Annotated in this window: 7 protein-coding genes and 1 pseudogene; 5 read left to right on the forward strand and 3 right to left on the reverse strand. The window is 40.8% G+C overall.

The window, feature by feature from the left end:
* The first annotated feature begins 1 nt into the window (after nt 1).
* Nucleotides 2-4,336, forward strand: coding sequence for an nSTAND1 domain-containing NTPase (locus tag ACKTT2_RS23340; protein ID WP_407890941.1), 4,335 nt, complete (start codon nt 2-4; stop codon nt 4,334-4,336).
* A gap of 6 nt (nt 4,337-4,342) precedes the next feature.
* Here ACKTT2_RS23340 and ACKTT2_RS23345 read toward each other — a convergent pair whose 3' ends face one another.
* A complete protein-coding gene (locus ACKTT2_RS23345) occupies nt 4,343-5,476 on the reverse strand; it encodes a Gfo/Idh/MocA family oxidoreductase (protein WP_407890943.1) in 1,134 nt (377 codons plus the stop codon).
* Between the two features lie 708 nt (nt 5,477-6,184).
* Here ACKTT2_RS23345 and ACKTT2_RS23350 point away from each other — a divergent pair.
* Entirely contained in the window at nt 6,185-6,472 is a 288-nt protein-coding gene (locus tag ACKTT2_RS23350; protein ID WP_407890945.1) for a hypothetical protein, read from the forward strand.
* A 194-nt stretch (nt 6,473-6,666) separates the two neighbouring features.
* Nucleotides 6,667-7,056: pseudogene (locus ACKTT2_RS23355) on the forward strand (type II toxin-antitoxin system VapC family toxin).
* 5 nt (nt 7,057-7,061) lie between these two features.
* Here the strand turns inward: ACKTT2_RS23355 and ACKTT2_RS23360 are convergent.
* Nucleotides 7,062-13,202 carry a translocation/assembly module TamB domain-containing protein gene (locus tag ACKTT2_RS23360; RefSeq protein WP_407890947.1) on the reverse strand — a complete coding sequence of 2,047 codons (6,141 nt, stop codon included), beginning with the start codon at nt 13,200-13,202 and terminating at the stop codon, nt 7,062-7,064.
* A gap of 237 nt (nt 13,203-13,439) precedes the next feature.
* Between ACKTT2_RS23360 and ACKTT2_RS23365 the strand changes: the two genes are divergently transcribed.
* Together ACKTT2_RS23365 and murQ are read left to right on the forward strand one after the other, a co-directional pair.
* A complete protein-coding gene (locus ACKTT2_RS23365; RefSeq protein ID WP_407890949.1) occupies nt 13,440-13,853 on the forward strand; it encodes a DUF3110 domain-containing protein in 414 nt (137 codons plus the stop codon).
* Nucleotides 13,854-14,000: 147 nt separating this feature from the next.
* Nucleotides 14,001-14,915, forward strand: a complete 915-nt coding sequence (murQ, locus tag ACKTT2_RS23370) for an N-acetylmuramic acid 6-phosphate etherase (protein WP_407890951.1) — start codon at nt 14,001-14,003, stop codon at nt 14,913-14,915.
* A gap of 390 nt (nt 14,916-15,305) precedes the next feature.
* On the opposite strand, the gene ACKTT2_RS23375 is transcribed toward murQ, so the two are convergent.
* Complete coding sequence (locus ACKTT2_RS23375; RefSeq protein WP_407890953.1) at nt 15,306-20,705, reverse strand: trifunctional serine/threonine-protein kinase/ATP-binding protein/sensor histidine kinase; 5,400 nt, start codon at nt 20,703-20,705, stop codon at nt 15,306-15,308.
* Between the last annotated feature and the right edge of the window lie 21 nt (nt 20,706-20,726).

Here is a 20,726-nt window from a genome sequence, read left to right on the forward strand (position 1 = left end):
TATGCCTGAGTTTAAACGCAGTATAGCAGTTGTTATTGGTATTAATCATTATGTCAATGGTATTCCAGAATTGACAACTGCTGTCAATGATGCTAAAAAACTAGTTTTCATCTTAGAGGAAAAATATCAATACAAAGTCCTACAAATATTAGATGGAGAAGCAACTCAAGATAAACTCACCAGTCTGTTAGCAGCCTTTGAGGAGCAAACAATTCCTTTGCCCGATGGCAGTAAAATCCATGTTGAACCGGATGACCAATTCTTGTTCTACTTTGCCGGACACGGCTTCGCCCAAGATGGACTAGACAATGCCGATGGCCCAGCAGGCTTTCTCGTGCCCCAAGATGCGCGACATGACGATCGCACTTGGTTGCCCATGCAGCAACTGCACGATGCCCTAGTCAAGCTGCCTTGTCGTCATTTGTTAATTATCCTCGATTGCTGCTTTGCAGGTACCTTCCGCTGGGCAGGATTGCATCGAAATGCGGTGCGAGCGCAAAAAATTTACCGGGAACGCTACGATCGCTTCATTGTCGGTTGTGCTCAGCAAGTGATTACCTCAGCCGCTCATGACGAGAAAGCCGCAGATACCCTTCATGGTTTTGGGCAGAGGGGCGGCGAAAGTCACTCTCCCTTTGCAGAAGCTCTCTTTTTAGCACTCAACAACGAAGAAGCGGATTTTACCAACGATGGTGTAATGACGGCAACTGAACTCTACTTATATTTACATGATAAGATAGCAACCAAACAAACCCCACAAATTTGTCAACTGAAGAAGCACGACAAAGGGGAATACATTTTTCCCATTCCCGGTTTTCAACGCGATCGATTAGAAGAAGCCCCTAAATTAAGTAAAAAAACTAATCCGTACAAAGGGTTAGAATCCTTTGAAGAAGAGGACAGCGACAAATTCTTTGGTAGAAATGCTTTGACTCAAAAGCTGCAAGAATTTGTCACGACACACACCTTAACTGTAGTACTAGGCACATCCGGTTCGGGTAAGTCAAGCTTGGTCAAAGCAGGATTAATTCCTCAGTTGAAGAAGCAACAAGGATGGCGCATTTTAGCTCCCATCCGCCTTGGAGAGTCCCCCTTTAGAGCTTTGAACAATATGCTGGTTAAGGAAAACTTGCCAGTTGTCGATGGAAAAGCTCCCGAATCTGGAATAAAAACCTTACTGGCAAGATTGGAGAATTGGAGTCAACTTAATCCCAACTCAAAGCTACTACTAGTCATCGATCAGTGTGAAGAATTAGTTACCATTAGCCACAATGACACTGAAAAAGAAAAATTTCTGAGTGGTTTGGCAGAGGCAATCGTGGCTCATCCAGAGCATTTACGTCTTATACTGACGCTACGAAATGACTTTGAACCGCAACTCAGCGATAGTGCTTTGAAGCCCTATTGGACATCAGCAAGGTTTATCGTACCCGCAATGATGCGGGAGGAATTGCGAGACGCTATTGTGGAACCTGCTAATGCTAGAGTCATGTATTTTGAACCACCTACTCTAGTAGACCAGTTAATTGATGAGGTCATGCAGATGCCGGGAGCGCTGCCCTTGCTATCGTTTACCCTAAGCGAGCTTTACCTTAAGTATATTGACAGTGTTAGGGAAGGAACAAGGAGCGATCGCGCAATTACTCAAGAAGATTATCAAGAATTGGGTGGCGTCACGTGCAGCCTTACCCAAAGAGCTGATTCTGAATATGAGGAGTTAAAACAGCGCCACGGAGCTTATCATCTCGCCATTAAGGATGTGATGTTGCGGATGGTAACAGTAGATGGCGGTGAGTTAGCTCGTAGAAAGGTATTCTTGTCCGAACTGGAGTATCCTCCCACCAAGAATGAGCGGGTGCAGGAGGTGATTAGGCGATTTACTGAGGCACGCTTATTGGTAAAAGGTCAAGATACTGAGGATAAACCCTATGTAGAACCTGCCCATGATGCCTTAGTACAAGGATGGCAAAAGCTGCTGGTTTGGAAACAACAGGAACAGGAAAGTTTAATATTACAACGGCGGTTGACACCAGCTGCTTTGGAGTGGAACAGTAAGCAACCGCCAATGTTTCGCTGGACTTCCAATCCCCATGATTGGTGGTCGCAGTTTTGGCAAAGACAGCAACAAGCAAACTTTCTTTGGCATAACAACCCCCGCCTTGACTTCTTGAAGCAGATACTTGATTCAACGGACAACTGGTTCAACCAGGTAGAAGCTGAGTTTGTGCGACGCAGCCTCCAACATCAACGTCAAAACCGATACCGAACAATTAGCTTGGTGGTGACAGGGTTTACCGTCGTACTGGGATTCGCTCTTTTTCAGTGGTATCAAAGCCAAGTGGCTCAGATTCAAACCCTGACCGCATCTTCAAAAGAACGCCTTGCCTCAGACCAAAAGTTGGATGCGTTGATAGTAGGTATAAAGGCAGGAAAAAAACTGAAAACGGCAATTGGGATAGATACTGATACTAGATTTGAAGCTTTGACTGCACTACAACAGGCAGTTTATCAGGTGAGAGAGCGTAACCGCTTGGAAGGGCATAGTAAAAAGGTTGGCAGCATCAACTTCAGCCCTGATGGCAAAATGCTAGCTTCAGGAAGTTGGGACGGTACTATCAAACTCTGGAGTCTTGAGGGCAAAGAACTAAGGACACTCAAACATGGTCGTGCTGTTTTTAACGTTGCTTGGAGTCCCGATGGTAAGATTCTAGCTTCGGGAAGTAGGGACGGTACCATCAAACTTTGGAGCAAAGATGGCAAAGAATTAAGGACGCTCAAACATGGTCGTGCCGTTTTTAGCGTTGCTTGGAGTCCCGATAGCAAGATGCTAGCTTCGGGAAGTAGGGACGGCACTATCAAACTCTGGAGTCTTGAGGGCAAAGAATTGAGGACGCTCAAACATAGCCCTGCCGTTTTTAGCGTTGCTTGGAGTTCCGATGGCAAGATGCTAGCTGCGGGAGGAGGGGACACCATCAAACTCTGGAGAACGATAGATGGTAAGGAACTTAAAACGCTTAAAGGGCATAGCAAGTCAGTTGTAAGCATTAACTTTAACCCTGATGGCAAGTTGCTGATTTCAGGGAGTGATGATAAGACCGTCATACTATGGAGAATAGTAGATGGAAAGAAACTCAAGACGCTCCTGGAGCATAGCGATTCTGTCAGAAGCGTAGTTTGGAGTCCCGACGGCAAAATGTTTACTTCGGCAAGTATTGATAGAACCGTCGTACTTTGGAGTTTTGAAGGCAAGATCCTCAGGAAGATTAAAAATAATAGCTGGGTCGAAAGCACTGCGTGGAGTCCCGACAGCAAAATGCTGGCTTGGGGAAGTCTTGATGGCACGATTAAACTCTGGATGCTTGAGGGTAAAGAACTTAAAACACTCACGGGTCATGAAGATGTAGTCAGAAGCGTCAACTTCAGCCCTAATGGTAAAATGCTGGCATCGGGAAGTGATGACATGAATATCAAACTCTGGAATCTTGAGGGCAAGGAATTGCTAGGGATTAAAGGGGGGCATACTGGTAAGGTTTATAGCGTTGCTTGGAGTCCTGACAGTAAGACGCTGGCTTCGGGGAGTGAAGATACCACTGTCAAACTCTGGGACTTAGCAAGCAACGGCAAAGAACTTTGGAAGCATAAAGAAGATCGAGATGTTAAAAGTGTCAGCTTTAGTCCCGATGGCAAGCGATTAGCTTCAACAAGTGGCGCTACCATCACACTTTGGAGTAAAGACGGTAACCAAATCGGGACACTCAAAAGGCATAAAGAGGAAATTTGGAGCGTTAGTTTTAGTCGTGACAGCAAGATGTTGGCTTCGGGAGGTCGGGACGGTACCATCAAACTGTGGAACTTATCGAACGGCAAAGTGGAAACACTAAAGCATGGCGATGATGAGGTCAGAAGCGTCGCTTGGAGTCCCGACGGAAAGATGCTGGTTTCGGGGAGTACTGATAATACTATCAAACTTTGGAATCGGTCGAATCCCAAGGAACTTTGGACTCGTAATGGAGGTGATGGTTGGGTTTACAGTGTCAGTTTTAGCCCCAACGGCAAGTTGCTGGCTTCGGCAAGTGATAATGGTCCTGTCAATCTTTGGAACCTTAAGGGTAAGAAACTTATGAGACTCTTAGGGCATAGCAGTGCGGTTAGGAGTATAGCTTGGAGTCCCGACGGTAAATGGTTAGCTTCGGGTAGTAATGACAACAACGTTCTACTGTGGGACTTGGAGCTATTGGATCTAGATATGGCATTGAGGCGCGGGTGTGAATGGGTACGCGATTATCTAAAGACTAACCCTAATGTCCCACAGGAAGATCGTCATCTGTGTCAGTGACTATTATCAAGACTTGCCCGATGGATCGGCGGCGTGAATTAGTTCTGGCTCTTTTTCAACGGGAGGACGCTCAATTGACTGATTCATGCCGGGGTGTCGATCGCGCTGAGTAGGTTGAAGTTTCACAAAGCCACCAGTCTGGATCGACTTATACAACGCTTGAATAATCCGAACATCAATCAAGCCTTCTTGACCTGATGGTTCTGGTTGTTTGTTCTGCAAAATGCAATCAGAGAAGTAAACAAACTCAGCAGCAAGTTGATCTCGTCCAGCAAACGATCGCTCCTGAGTTTTACCATCAATCGTCAAATAATGCTTAATTTCACCGTCTCCAGCATAAGCAGGATTGACTCGCAAATCGCCTTTCGTTCCCACAACTTGATATGTAGAGACTTTTGCAGCACCAAAGCTCAACGTAAATGCTGCTAGTCGATCGTCGGGAAAGCGCAGAATCACACTAGTCATTTCTGGCACTTCACGAAAGCGGGGTTCATTTTTACTGGCACTAGTAGCAAAGACTTCAATCGGTTCATCTTGAAACAAATAACGAACAGCGTTAATGCAGTAGATACCGATATCATCCAGAGTACCACCACCCACTTCTTTCTCGACGCGAATGTTCCCTTCCTCTACTTGTTGAGTAAACACCGAGTTGAAAATGCGGGGTTCACCAATCTGCCCAGATTTCAAAATTTCCACTGCTTGCATATTGGCTGCTTCTAAATGCAATCGGTAGGCAATCATAAGTTTGACTTGATTGCGATCGCACGCCTCAATCATCTGTTGACATTCATCTTCGGTAACTGCCATCGGTTTTTCGCACAGCACATGCACTTTGGCATTAGCTGCTCGTACTGTGTAGTCACAGTGCAAATGGTTTGGCAGTGCAATATAAACGGCATCAATGAGACCACTTCTCAAGCAATCATCATATTCATCATAGGAGAGGGTGCGCTGCACGCTACTGTACTGCTGACTAATTTCCTCTAACTTCGTTGGATCGTCGGAAACCAGCGCAACTAGTTCAGAATTTTCCGCATGAGCAAAAGCTGGTAAGGCAGCTGACTGAGCAAACCAACCGAGTCCGACAACGGCATAACGAATCTTACGTTGACCATTTGAGGCTTGAGGAGTAGTCATAGAATTAAGCTCCAAAAAAGTATGAACAGCAATGACAAATCTAGCTAGATTCCACGGCTATCTAGGAATCGTAAAAATGAGCGTTGCCTGCAACTTCATGCTTAATTTAGCTAGCGAGATTATTTCTTCCCTCTTACTAATGAAAGATTCATTCTTGAGTGCATGGCAGATATTGGTGCATACTAGCGTGTGAGTAGTTTTGAGTCAGACGCCTACTTAAAGACCAGTTATATGAGGCACAATCATAATGGGGCATATATCTAAACTCCAGTGTATAGCGTGCTCGATTGCTTGTTTTTCAGACTTTTTCTTACACCAAACTCAGGTTGAATAAAGTACAAATTTATCTGCGTGCTTTGCTGTGCATCTGCGGTTCCATATTTTTTATGTAAAATTCAATTGATTAGCCTTGAAAAATTTGTTCGTCAGTTAAGTTTAACTCGGAAAAAGTTGGAGAGCCAATTTTATCGCTCCCCCGAAATAAAGTCACTTAATATTTCCCATCAATTAATTAATATTGTATAAAATTTTATTTAATTTAGAGAATTTTACTTGGTCAGGGTCTTGTTAATCAATATGTATAATTTTATGATATCATTAAATTCACTAAAATAACAGAAAAAAGTGAGGTTCATCAAAACGTTTTAATTAAGAAATTCTTGTAGTTTATCCGTCAACTAACCAACTCTCAATAGAAGGATTTTATTCATGAAAATTAAAGGAATTAAACGCGGTCAAATTGTTGAACTTTTAGAACCTGTTGAGAGTATTCCAGATGGAGTAGAAATTTTTGTTGATTTAGAACCTCCTACTGAAAATACTAAAGTTACAAAAAAACTGACAGAGGAAGAGAGATTAGCAAGGCTAAATCAATTATTTGGAGTTTGGAAAGACCAGCCTGAGTTAATAGACATTTTTGCTGAAATTGACAAAGAACGCCACGCTTATAGAGGAAGAACCATTGACTCAATGGATACTTATAGCAATCGTATGTGATTTTTGAAATATACCTAGTAGGGTGGGCATTGCCCACCAACAGCAAACGGTGGGCATTACTTAAACCTACGCTTGCTAAATCTGACTTGTCAATTGTGGGCAATACCCGCTAACAGCAAACGGTGGGCAATGCCCACCCTACAATACTTAGAATTTTTCACAAATCATTTATGATTCCTATAGGATAATAGCTGATGTATTTACTAGATACTAATATTTGCATTGCACTGCTTAACGATAATCCAAAAGTAGTTTCTATATTCAATCGCTTTTTCAGTCAATGCTATCTTTCTACAATTGTCATTTCAGAGCTTTATAAAGGGATTTACTGCTCTCAATAGCTTGAAAAAAACCTAGAAAGTCTTACAGAACTAACCGAGTTATTACCTGTGGAGCCATTTGATTTAAATGCTGCTATGGAATTTGGTAAGATTCAAAGTGAACTGAGACAGATTGGTAAACCAACGGGAGAACTTGATGCATTAGTTGCAGCTGTTGCTCGTTCCCGTCAAAGTCTTCTAGTCACCAACAATATTAAGGACTTTGAAAACATACCCAACTTACAATTAGATAACTGGTTATAGTTAGTTTAAAATCGCTTTTGAAACTCAACCACAGCGCGATTATCATCAGAAAAATTAGTTGTACCACGGAGACGAATCGAGTCATTAAGTCGGTAGTTAACACCCCACTGCACGGGGTCGCCAGTTGTTAAAATCTTCAACCCGGAAACAGAAATCCTACGGGTAATATCAACTCCTGCTTCTGCTGCTAACTCCAAACTAGAACTATTACGCCCTGCTTCTGGATTATCGGAAAGAATTGTTGGGAATATGCGCAATTCGCTTAACCCCAATGCAGTTCCCAATTGATTCAGAGGTCCCTGTAAATTATTCAATACAGCTGAACCTGCTATATTAATCAGCCCTAATGTACTATCACCGCTACGCCCTTGAGTATCGATAAATCCACCACCTAATAAAGCAACAATTTCTGTTTGACTGCGTGCGGGAGAACTCACCAACTCAAGATTTTTATCCAGTTGACTTGCGGGTCCTTCTACCCTAGCTTCAACACGCACTGTCTCTAAAGATGCTAACCCTGTAGTGGTTGCTTTATTTAAATCCATACCTTGAGTCGTATCCAGCACTTTGGCAAACAACTGAATATCTAAATCGGGGTCACGTGGCTGATTCACTCTAAAGATTGCCTTCTGCGCGTAACCACGCACGAGATTAAAGCGAGTTGTAAATAAATTGACGCTACCATCTTTAAGTGTAATTGTTCCTTCTGGTACGGGCTGACTCAATAAGCCATTGACGTTAAGACTACCAGTCGCCCGAAAACTGAGAATTGGTTGGCGGGTAATTTTGACATTGTTACCAAGTGTTATCTGTAAATTATTCAACCTAGTTTCAGTACTTTCAACTTCAGGAGTTGTTTGCTTGTTTTGTTTGAGCCGCGTATCGCTAACACTACTTATTCCACTACCCATCCCAGGAGTTGTTGTACCTTCAGCCGCTTCTGCTAGCAACACCTCACCGTTATCTAATGCCATTTGACCGCCAATCACCGGGCTAAGAGCAGATCCTGCAATCTCTAACTTACCGTCTACTCCCCCTTGATACAAACCTTTCAAATTGACAGCTAATTGTTGCATACTCACTGTCAGGGGATTTTCCAGTTTTTCTGCACTGGAAATGGGAATTTGTCCTTTAGCTTCGATCGCACCTTTATTATTGTACTGACCCTGAAGATTCTCCACAATAACGCGGTCAAAATCAAAATTCACCTTTCCAATAACATCTGTAATTTTCCCTGGTAAAGATTGTGATGAAAATATCCCCTTACTAATCGTTGCAATTCCATTTAAAGTGGGCTTCTGTAATGTTCCCCGTACTTTGAGGTCAATTTCTCCCTCACCGCTTTCATATGCAACTTGATTACTTAATAAGTTTAAAATCGCCAATCCTTCATTTTTTACCTTCATATCCATGCTAATTATATTACTATCCGGTGCTTTGGTTGCGAAAGGTAATTTGTAAGGTATACTACCAGTAATATTTACTGGCTCATTACCAGAAACACCCACAATGCTACCAAAATCTAAACGACCGTTGTTATAGCTAAAACTAGCATTCGCCGAACTAACTCCTTGTTGATTGAGAGTTCCTTCAATGATTTCTAATTCCCCTTTAGCGAGTGGATTATTGATACTACCTGCTAAAGCGGCTGTCGCATTGAGATTACCCGTTAAACCAACTGGCAATTTCACGAAATTATTTAAAACCTGTATGGGGAAATTTGCGACTCGCAATTGACCGGACTGTTCTTTTCCACCAATATTACCCGTAAAAGCAATCAGCCTATTTTCAGATTCTAGCCGCAAAGGTAGGAGTGTCAAAACTCCATTTTCAAATTTACCTTGAGCAACAAGCTGTTCGGCTTTATAGTAACGATCTGGTTCGTTTCCTCTTCCCCAAGCAAAGTTTTGACCGTTTAAATTAAAGTTTGCATACAACCCGTTAGCAGTTGCTGTATCGACGCTCACTTCACCGCTAAAAGTTCCATTTAAATCCGCTAAGTCTGGGATGGGAGAAGCATCGCGCCGTTTTTGTTGCTGTTGGGATAGCAAATAATCAATTTCAGCCAAGCGTTGCAATTGCGTTATCAATGGCTTATCGGGTAACCCAACTGGTTGAATAGCGCCTAAATCGGCTGCTTTCCCATAGGTTGGTTCTGCCATACCCCGTTGGACATCTTGTAATTCGTATAACTGCAGTACAGCTAAAACATCCTGAATTTCACCGTTGGTAACATCTAACTTACCTTGTATTTGAGGCCCCTTAGCTGTTTGGGCAAAAGTCCCTGCTAGAGCATAACGACTTGCACCTTTCGCAAATTCACTGTTTGTAATAGTTAAGACAGTGCGTTGCGGGGGTTCCCCCCGTTGAAGCAACTGTCGCGCTTTTCCATCACTGTAACGGAATTGCGTACTGAGGCGATCGCCTGAAATTCTTCCAAATTGAGGTTTCTCTATGCTAATATTCCCTAAAGTGGCAAATGTCTTTTGATTGAACTCAGCACTTCCAGTTAACAGTCCTGCGATCGCACCCGTCCCCAGACGAGCACTAGAGGGTGGTGCTATATTTAGTATCTGTAGCGGGAAGTTTTCCACCTTCATTGCCAAAACGTCCCCTCTCGATTGACCCGATGCTAGAGCATCCTGCCAACGCACATCAAAGGTAGAAACTCTCCATGATGTGTCTTTACCCGTCGAACCTGCATTTAAAGCAATGCGATCGCGTTTTCCTGCTACATTCAAATTAAAACCTTGTCCTTGTACCAACTGAACATTTCCAGTTAACACGGGTTCAAAAGCTATTTGATTGACTGCCAAATCTCGCAACCTTAATTGTCCTTGAATATCTGGAACTGGCAATTGACCTGTAATTCTTCCCCCAAAATCAGCTTTTCCAACTAGCGTTGTGGGATTGGGAAGAGATAAAGGTAACTTTTGTAGATTGACATTTTGAGCTTGGACATTAAGATTTAAACCCGTAATTTCCGGTAGTCCGGCGCGATTGGTTTTAGCAAAAATATAACCATTAGCATTTAAATCCGGAGAAGTTGCTTTCTCAACAATGACTTGTTTTCCATCCCAACCAACGGATGCTGTCAGTGGTTGCTCGATAACAGAAATTCCGCGAGAAAACTTTACTTCACCTACAGCACGGACAGATGATATGTCAAAAGCCCCCACCTTACCTGCCACTTGCATTTTTGCACCAAACTGACCGCGTAAATCCGGTGAAAATCGAGTTAATTCTACACCAGATGCATCTACCATTGCTTGGTAATTTCCATTACCTACACGGATATTAGAAGCCGCAATTGCGCCACCTGTAACATTCAGTTTTGCTTGACCTGTCGCTCGAATTGCTTGGAATTGCGTAGACTCCAGAGAACCAGCAACATCAAACTGACCCGTTATGTTACCGTAAAATTGCGTTGGGATATGTAACATTCGTTGCAAAGGTATATTCTGAGCTTGCAGTTGCACCTGGTAGCGACCATTAGCCACTTGAATATTTGAAGCTGTTACTGAACCTCTGCCAAAATTAACCTTTGCCTGACCGATAGCTTGGATACCCTGTGGGCTAAACGAATCAATAGCACCCGCCACATTAAATAAACCAGTCATCCTGCCTTGAAACTGAGTGGGTAACTGCGGTACTAATCGCTGCAACGCTACGTCATTTGCTTGGAGCTGTGCTCTGTACCGACCGTTTGCTAGTTGAATATTGTTCGCAACTACCGTGCCATCTGCTATCTTAACCCGTGCTTGCCCGATCGCTTGAATGGATTGCGGTTGGGATGATTCCACAGAACCAGCAACATTAAATTGACCTGTTAACCTTCCCCGATATTCCTTGGGGAGTTGTGCGACTTCCTGCAACGCGACATCATTGGCTTGTAGCTGCATTTGATACACACCATTTCCGACTTGGATGTTGGAAGCTGTAACTGTACCGCTACCAATTCCTATACGTCCTTCCCCACTGGCACGGAAGGTTTTGAGGTTAAAATCATTTGTGCTACCCGATACTTGTACTTTACCTGCCAACGGCCCAGTTAAAGCTGGGGGTATCTGAGTTTTTAACAAACGTCCCAATCTTATGTCATTGGCAACAAGTTGTGCGGAAAAGTTTTGCTCGTTAAATTGGAGGTTAGAAACTGCAACTGTACCGCCTGCAATTTGAACTCTAGCATTCTCAGGACGAATTGAGGCAATTTGAAATGGGGCTGAGGTTCCCGATAGAATAAGACGACCATTAAATCGTGCATCGTTGAGAGATACATTTTGGACTTGCGTGGGATCGACAAAGCGTTGGATTTGAATTTGAGATGTATCAGCGACTGTTTGCCATTGCCGTTCGTTCCAAGTTCCATATGCCCGTACTGTACCACCAGCAACGCGAAGCGCGACATTGCGGAATGAAACAGTTTTATTTGGTGAGACGGTGAGTTCTCCTGTTGCAGGGTAGGTGGCTTGAGGTGCTTGCCATTGCGCTGATGTTTGAATTGTTTGAGGAGTCCCTGTTAATTTACCGACAGCCGCAACTTTACCGATTTGAATGGGGGTTTTTGTACCGTAGAGAAATGCGATCGCATCTCCTGAAATATTGTTTGCCTTAAAATTAAAGTTAAGTTGAGTCAGTTGAGGATTTGCATTCAGTTGAATCTTACCGTTCCCCGTAATATCCCCACCAACTGCAGCTTTTCCTTGAATATTTTTAAAAGTCATCACCGAGGCAACAGGAGAAAACTCAAACTGTGCGCCTACGCTATCAAAATCTACTTTATCAATTCTCGCGGGTTTGATGGTAGAAACTTTACCCAAAAGGATAGGTTTCTCAGTCGTTCCAATAACTTGTAAGTCAGCTTTCACTTCCCCAAGAGTTGGGAAGGGCAGTTGGATGTTAAGAGTTTCTCTAGCTAGGGCAATGTTAACGGCATTGACACGTGCTGCTAATTGAAAACCTGTTTCAGTATCAAGAAAACCACTAGCAATGAGGGGAATTTTACCATAATGAGTTGCTACATTATCTAAGTGAATTCGGCTGCCATCAAATCGCAAGTTACCTTGAGAATTGATAAATGATTGTGGCATCTTGGGAACTTGAAGCGTTACCCCTTGTACGGTAGCCGTTCCATATATCCATGGGCTTTGCGGTTTTTCGGATTGTTGCTTGAGTAACAGCTTGGGAATCTTGAGATCTGCTTGAACTCGACCATCCAGTAAAAAAATTGGTAATTTAACCAAACGAGTGACTTCTGTAGCGTTCAAGTCCCCTTTCAAATGCAAGTTAGTTTCAAATGCCAACGTCTTCGGGCGAGTTTCTCCCTGAATGGATATGTTACCACCAGTCTTTGGAATCCCATTGACATCATATCTTATCAGCTCGTTCTTTTCTAAAAACTGAGCAGTTCCATTGAGTTGGGAAAATTCTACTGGGGATTGGCGATTGGCGATTGGGGAGCCAGCCGCGTGCGGGGGTTCCCCCCGTTGAGCGGACTGGCGTGATTGGGATGAGGAGAAGGTGGGGGTGTTGGAATTAGTTTCTGGGGTTGGGATTTGTGGAAGAGGTGGTGATGTTGAAACGCCAGAGGATACACTTCCCCTACTTTTCATAGGTACTAGGACTAACCGAGCATTACGAACCCGTAATTTATCTAAATCGGTTTTAATTGAACCTTCTTTTCCAGGAGGTGCAATAGTAGTAGTTACCCAGGTTCCTTGTTCGTCCTGTTCTATATAAATATCTGAGTTAACTAGGGTAACATCTAGCTTGAGGTGTCGGTTAAATACTAACTCCAATGGATCGAAACCGACTTCGACTGCTTCAACTGTGGCTTTGTCTGGATCTGTCGGTGTTGCTGGTAATGCTGAAGCACCAAACTTGACTCCTGTGAGAGAAAATTCTTTGACATTACCCAGTTCCACGGGACGGTTAAGAGTGGTGGTAAGGCTTGTTTCCGCTAGTGGTACTAACTCTGTACGAATAAAATTCCATAGTCGCCATGCGCCGCCTGCAAGTCCAATCAGTAGAAATCCACCCAAGGCAATGCTACCTCTTTTAAGAAGGACAAACCAAGTAGCTTTTTTGATAGGATTTTGATTATGGGAGGAGTTTGAGGGATGTTCTGGATTACAAGCGTTCGTCATGGCGTTTCACGTTTGACTTACCGAATCTATCTGCTACAGTCAAAAATGTCAATCTACTAGCAGAATGGCTATGCCTACTCAAGGATAACCGACGATACCTAATACGGAACTAGCGATTGTACTTAATAATTAGGGAGTAGGGAGTAGGGAATAGGAGCGAGGAACATACAGTGCCATTCATTTTGCTTCTATTTAAGTATCATGGAGTTTAAGATTCAAAACTAAAAGACTACCAAAATGCGTGTTTTTGTACTACTATTTAACGCTAGAACCGAAAATGAGGGAATACACACAATTCAAGTAGGCGATCGCAATAAGGTTCTGATGTTTGAGTCAGAAGACGATGCCACGCGCTTTGCCCTCATGTTGGAAGCTCAGGATTTTCTGTCACCGACGGTAGAGGCGATTGATTCAGAAGAAGTAGAAGAATTTTGTGCGAGCGCAAACTATGATTGGGAACTTATCCCAAGCGATGGCAATAGTTTGATCGTTCCTCCTGAAGTCAATGTTGACGAAACCGATTGGAATTCAGACTCAAAACAGGACGCGAGTGAGGGAACTTTAAGTCGCACTCAAGAGTCAAAGGATGATTCAGAATTGTCTCAGTCGGAATTAGATAGTATTCGTCGCAAACTAGAAGGATTATTGTAGTTAGTCATTGGTCATTGGTCATTGGTCATTGGTCATTCATCTTTCACAAACAACAAATGACAAAGGACAAACAACAAATGACAAATGACAAACAACAAATGACAAAGGACAAACAACAAACAACAAATGACAAAGGACAAACAACAAATGACCAATTTACAAGAGCGCGGACATCTTTTAACTGAGCAAATCAATCCTGATAGTCTTAACTTAGACCAGCTCGGTACTCTAGAATTGGTAGAATTGTTTAATCGCGAAGATGCAAAGGCAGTCGCGGCGGTAGCTGCAGCTAAAAACCAGTTGGCGCAAGCGATTGAACTCTGTGCAGAAAGAATGCGTCATGGAGGACGCTTGTTTTACATTGGCGCAGGAACAAGTGGTAGATTGGGGGTGTTGGATGCCGCCGAATGTCCTCCCACATTTTGTACTTCTCCAGACATGGTACAGGGTATCATTGCTGGCGGTGCAGGCGCACTTCTCCGCAGTTCTGAAGATCTAGAAGATAGCGCCCAAGATGGAGAAACCGCGATCGCTCAACGTCAAATTACGCAACTCGATATTGTAGTTGGTATTACGGCTGGCGGAACTACACCCTATGTACATGGTGCATTAAGTGCAGCCCATCAACGGGGAGCTAAAACTATATTTATCGCTTGTGTTCCTACAGAGCAAGTTAGCAGTGATGCCGATGTTGATATTCGCCTTTTGACTGGACCAGAAGTACTCGCAGGTTCGACTCGTTTAAAAGCAGGGACGGCGACAAAACTAGCTTTGAATATCCTGTCTACAGGGATTATGGTCAAGTTGGGCAAAGTTTATGGCAATCGCATGGTTGATGTAGCAGTGACAAATCAAAAGTTACGCGATCGTGCTTTGCGAATATTACAAGATTTAACAGGTTTAAGTAGAGATGCTGCTGGTTTTTTGTTGGAACGAAGTGGTAAATGGGTAAAGTTAGCTCTTTTAATGCATTGGACTGGTTTGGAAAAAGAGGAAGGTTTGAAGCTTTTATCAGAAAACCAAGGTAATCTTAGATCTGCTGTTACAAGCTATAAACAGTGACCAGTGACCAGTGACCAGTGACCAGTGACCAGTGACCAGTGACCAGCGATCGCTAATTATTAATCAATCTGTTTGTTACGTTTGCGTATAGTAATAATATTGTTTTATCATTTAGACTTCAAGTCAAAATATTCTTTCCATAAAGCTATTTATAATCTTTCTAAGTAAAATAATTATGAATATAGTTCGTAAATACTTAAAAGTTCAAAAGGCATCTATAAAAGTCAATCTAACTTACAGAAATTACCATTGACAAGTTCGTAAGGCTACAGTGTACAAACAAGTTTCCTGAAGTGCCTTCTTGCGGTTTCGCTCTCCCCCTCTAATAAAGGCTATAGAAATTACGTAATTAGTAAGATAATTTGATACAAAATAGTACTTACTCTTATGTTACCTACATGGTAGTAAGATAGTAAGTTCTGTACCTTCTCCTAGGAGAGATTGACAAATTAAATGACCGCCGTGCTTTTCCACAACAATTTGATAACTGATAGATAAACCCAAGCCATTTCCCTTACCTACTGGTTTTGTTGTAAAGAATGGATCGTACATTTTATTTTGCACATCTGCTGTCATACCTACACCATTATCTATTATAGAAATAACAACTTGATTCTCTTGTCTCAATTCTGTACGAATTATAATTTGTCCTTTCTCCTTTCTTAATGAGTTACCATTGCGGACAAATGACTCTTCAATAGCATCAATTGCATTAGTCAGTAAATGCATAAACACCTGGTTAAGTTCTGCTGCATAGCATTGCACTAGGGGTAACTTAGCATACTCCTTAATGACTTTAATATTTTCAAGTTTGGAACTAAGAATCATTAAGGTATTGTCAATTCCTTGGTGAAGATCTACAGCTTTAATAGCTGCTTCATCCAAACGAGAGAAATTTCGCAATGATTGAACAATATCGCGGATACGAGATGCACCTGTTCGCAATGAAGTTAAAAGTTTAGGCAAATCTGCTCGAATATACTCTAAATCTATCTCCTCTGCTTTTTCAAGAATTGCTGCTAAAGATGTTGAAGGATTTTCTAAATAAATATCTAATAATGTAAGTAAAGATTGAGTATAGTCTGAAATATGTGTTAAATTTCCATAAATAAAGTTAATAGGATTATTAATTTCATGAGCAATTCCAGCAACTAATTGCCCTAAACTGGACATTTTTTCATTTTGTATCATTTGTAGTTGTGTTTGCCGAAGTTCTTCTAGTGTATTTTGTAATTCCTGAGTTCTTTGAGCGACTCTTATTTCCAAAGTGCTATAAAAGTTTGCATTTTCTATAGAAATTGCAGCTTGTGCAGCTAAGATATGTAAAACTTCTACTCTATCTTGAGTAAAAGCACCTTTGGTGAGATTATTTTCTAAATATAAAATTCCTACAATATTACTTTGATACAAAATCGGTAAAACAAGAATAGATTTTGGTTGATATGTAGTTATATATGGATCGGAATTAAATTGTTGATTTTGGCTAGCATTATCTAAAACCAAGGGTGCATGGGTGCGTTGAACGTAGGTAATTAGGTTCTTTGGTAATATGTTACAAGCATTTATACTCTTTGATTGGCAAACGATCGCCTCACTGTCTTCGCTTAAAAAACCCTCCAAAAATAGTTGATTATTTTTCTTATTTAAAAAGAAGACTTTTTGAGCACCTGCATTTTCTCGAACTAAATGCATAAGTTTTTTGAGCAAACACTCTAAAACAATTTCTCCAGACAATGCTTGAGAGGCTTTAACTACTGTTAACATATCAAAAGTTAGAGAAGCATTAATACTAGTAGAAGTTGTAGTAATAGTACTATCTTTAGAGATTGATATTGAAGTTTTAACACTGAAATAGGAATATTGGGCTTCTAATTGTTTAACTTTAGCTATAGCCCCCCATCTCGCATAACATTGGTAAGCTTTTGTTATGTAAAGTTTAAAAATCTCTTGTTTACCTTTACTTAACCAAAACTTTGCTGCTAATTCTAGTGCCAAGGCTTTAATCTGAATAAACTCTTGTTCTCTAGCTGATTCAATGGCGCGATCGTATAAATCAATTGCTTCTAAATCTTTTCCGGTAATTCTTGCTGTTTCTGCTTCTACCAAAAGATACCTATGTAGAAAATTTTCCGGACAGTTATCCGACCAAATTTTCATTTGCTGCTGATTTTTCTGTATTTGCTCCAGATATTTTACTTTTTCCTCGCCATTAACTGTGGAGAATAAATTAGCTAAAATGAGCGAAAAATAAAAATAATACTCAGATGATGTTGTAAAACCAACCATAGATTGAAGCGATTTATCAGACAGTCTCACATAATCAAGAGCCTTTTCAAACTGATTCTTTAAAAAGAAGGATTGAGACTTACAAATATAATAAACACCCAAAGCAAATAAATTTTTGTTCTGTTGGCATTGTGCTAAAAATTCAGCTTCTAAACTTTGGATATCTTTTTGCTCTAACTCATTATCAAGCAAATCGAGTATTGCTAATTTAACTGCTAATATTGTCTCTGTTCCAAAAATATGTTTCATTTGTTTTGTTGAATACAAACATACTGAGATTTCTAAAATAATTGATTTGAGATCCAACCCTTGAAAAAATAAATTACAAATTTTACTGAAGAGGTTATATCCTGCAAATAAAAGTTCTCCCGATTCTAAACCTGCTTGATGACCTTCATGATTAATATTGGCTGCTCCTTGAATATGTTTTGACCAGCAGTATATGAAACCTCCTAGCGTGAAACTTGCTTTACAGATTTGAGCTTTATCCTTCATTTTTGCTGCTAGCTCTAATCCGTATAAACCAAATTCATAACCAGAGCTATAGTTTTTAAAGAAACAGCCAAGAATCATACCGTAATTACAGTATGCTTTTACTGATTCAGGAATATTACCGTATTTTAAAGAAAGATTGACTGCTTTTAAACAAACAATGATAAATAAATCAATATTTGATTTAATAATAGTAGCTGCTTCCACAGCAATAAGCAGTTTTATGGCTACTTTTTTTTCTTCTATCAATATTTGTGGTTGATGAACTATGAATGCAATTTCCCGACTGCCTAAATTTTCTTCAACTTCTACAATTTCACATTTTACGACTGCTGACAGATTCTCTTCAGGCAAAGTAATACCTAGTAAATTAAGCCCTGCTCTTGCAGCTTCCACTGCTGCATCATATTTAGACTGTAAAGTATATTGTAAAGTAAGGAGATTGTATAATTCTGATTTTTGAATACTTGATTGTGTTTGAGTTAGAGCTGTATGAATTAAAGTTTCTGCTTCTTCAAAATCACCATTGATAAATTCAACTTCAGCGCGTTCCCTATATAAGGATAGTGTCAAGTCCTGTTGCTTGTACCAGCTATCTGCTGTCAGTAATTCCATAGCTGTTCGTAAGTATTTTACTGCCGGTTCATATGCCGCAGAAGCTTTTGCCTTACGTCCAGCCATTAAGTTCAATTGCACTAACTTATTCAGTTCTACTTGTTCTTTGCAATTAGTGATTCCAGCATTTAGTTGATTAACAATATCAAAAATATTTTCGTGTAATTGCTCTTGTGGGATGTTAGATAGTAGCAATTGACCAATTTTGCCATGAGTGACTTGCTTTTGGTCATCAGAAATCAAGGAATAAGCTGCTTGTTGTACTCGATCGTGTAGGAAGCGATACTCTAATCGCGACTCATCAAAGCCAAATTGCTCGAGTTCGCTTTCTTGAAAGAGTAAAGCAACTTTATAATCTTTGCTTAATGGTAAAATGAAGCCCTGCTGTAGTGCTATCCACAAGATCTCTGCTACTTCATTAATAGATTTTTGAGTTACGATCGCCAATACATCTAGTTTAAAGCGAGCACCAATACAAGCAGCGTAAGTTAACAAATCTTGTGTGGCTTTGGGTAACTGACTCATGTTGCGAGCCATAAGTTCTACAACACCTAAATCAGTAATTCCCACTGCTTGAATTTTTTCTAGATTCCACTGCCATTTGTTTTGACTAAAATCAAACACTATTAACATTTCTTGTTGTAGTGTCTTCAACATTTGAGTAAGAAAAAATGGATTACCAGTGGTTTTGTTAAATAGTAAGGATGCAAGTTCTTGTAGTTGAGGGTTTTCTGGTTGGTTGAGAGTATCGCTTAGCAGTTGATTGACACTAACTATGTCTAAAGGTTTGACAGCTATATGATTAATTATCCCTCCTACCTTTTGTATTTCTTCAATTGTTTGCATCAAAGGATGGTAGGGGCTAACTTCATTATCTCGATATGCACCAACTAGCAGTAAATATTGACTGTCTGGGTCGGTTATCAACAATTGCATTAATTTGAGTGAAGCAACATCTGCCCACTGTAAATCATCTAAAAAGATAACTAACGGATACTCTTTTTGAGTAAAAACATAAATAAATTTTTGAAAAACTAGATGAAAACGATTTTGTGATTCAGTTAATCCTAGCTGTTTGACTTTTGGTTGCTTTCCAATAATTATCTCTACTTCTGGAATAAGCTCGACAATTATTTGTCCGTTCTCACCCAAAGCTGCTTGCAGTTTTTCTCTCCATTTTTGAAGTGATACAGGATCTTCTACTAATAAGAATTGTATTAGACATTGAAAAGCTTGAATAATTGCGGCATAGGGAATATTACGCTTAAACTGGTCAAATTTACCTGAGATGAAATGCCCTCTTTGTCGTACTATCGGTTTTTGTACTTCATTGACAAGAGATGATTTGCCAATACCAGAGTAACCTGATACTAGCATCATTTCAGCTTTAGATGTCACACGATGAATTATGAATTGATTTTCTTCCTCTGTATCGCCTGCTACACGATTAAATGCTGCTAGTAGGCTTAAAACTTCCTCTTCCCGCCCGTAAAGTTTTTGAGGAATGAGTAGTTCGGGAGAGCGATCGCATTTACCCGGTTTGAAGTTGGAAAGTGCTTCAATATTATGAAGATGTGTATTAATAAATTCCAAGTCAGCTTTTAGTCCCAAAGCGCTTTGATATCTGTCCTCAGCATTTTTTGCCATCAGTTTCATAACGATCGCAATGATGGCTGATGGTATCTGTGGCTTAAGTTGTTCAATAGCGGGAGGAAGTTTTGCAATATGACAGTAAACTAATTCCAAGGGGTCATTACTTTTAAAAGGTAATTCACCTACAATCATTTCGTATAAACTTACACCTAAAGAATAAAAATCAGTTCGATAGTCAATAGCGCGATTCATTCTTCCAGTTTGTTCTGGAGACATATAAGCTAAAGTGCCTTCAAGTTGGCTAGTATTGGTCGCTTGAGGCGTTTCGCAATCGAGTTGACTAGCAATACTAAAATCAGTCAACTTGACAATTCCAGTTGTAGGGTTAATGATGATATTTGCAGGTTTCACATCTTTATGAATAATATGATGTGAATGCAAGCTTGCTAGCGCTTGTGCTAGTTGTATCGAAACATTTAGAAATGTAACTAAATCTAATTGTGTTGTATTTAACAGTTGCTTGAGTGATTGTCCGTCAAAATCTTCAAATACGATTGCCAAGCGATTTTTATAAGTTTCTTGTTTTAAAACTTTGACAACTCCAGGCAAGTCTAAATGAGCAACAGTTTTGTACTCGTGTAAGAGGCGGGCAGTCGCTTCCAAAGACGGGTCATCGGCTTTAAGAATCTTGAGAATAACTCGCTGCTGATTTTTTAAAGATAAACCCCGATAGATAACAGTATGACTTCCCTCATGAATAATTTCAGTTAAATCATAGCCTGGAATGAACTGGGGTGCGAGCATTTTGTAACCCTCTTGATAGAC

This window comes from Scytonema hankhaensis NUACC26 (assembly GCF_045865695.1).
GTDB lineage: Bacteria > Cyanobacteriota > Cyanobacteriia > Cyanobacteriales > Nostocaceae > Scytonema.

Coding starts and splice junctions, on each gene's coding strand:
- ACKTT2_RS23340 (WP_407890941.1), top strand. CDS start 2: ATGCCTGAGTTTAAACGCAGTATAGCAGTTGTTATTGGTATTAATCAT.
- murQ (WP_407890951.1), top strand. CDS start 14,001: ATGACCAATTTACAAGAGCGCGGACATCTTTTAACTGAGCAAATCAAT.
- ACKTT2_RS23345 (WP_407890943.1), bottom strand. CDS start 5,476: ATGACTACTCCTCAAGCCTCAAATGGTCAACGTAAGATTCGTTATGCC.
- ACKTT2_RS23360 (WP_407890947.1), bottom strand. CDS start 13,202: ATGACGAACGCTTGTAATCCAGAACATCCCTCAAACTCCTCCCATAAT.
- ACKTT2_RS23375 (WP_407890953.1), bottom strand. CDS start 20,705: ATGCTCGCACCCCAGTTCATTCCAGGCTATGATTTAACTGAAATTATT.
- ACKTT2_RS23350 (WP_407890945.1), top strand. CDS start 6,185: ATGAAAATTAAAGGAATTAAACGCGGTCAAATTGTTGAACTTTTAGAA.
- ACKTT2_RS23365 (WP_407890949.1), top strand. CDS start 13,440: ATGCGTGTTTTTGTACTACTATTTAACGCTAGAACCGAAAATGAGGGA.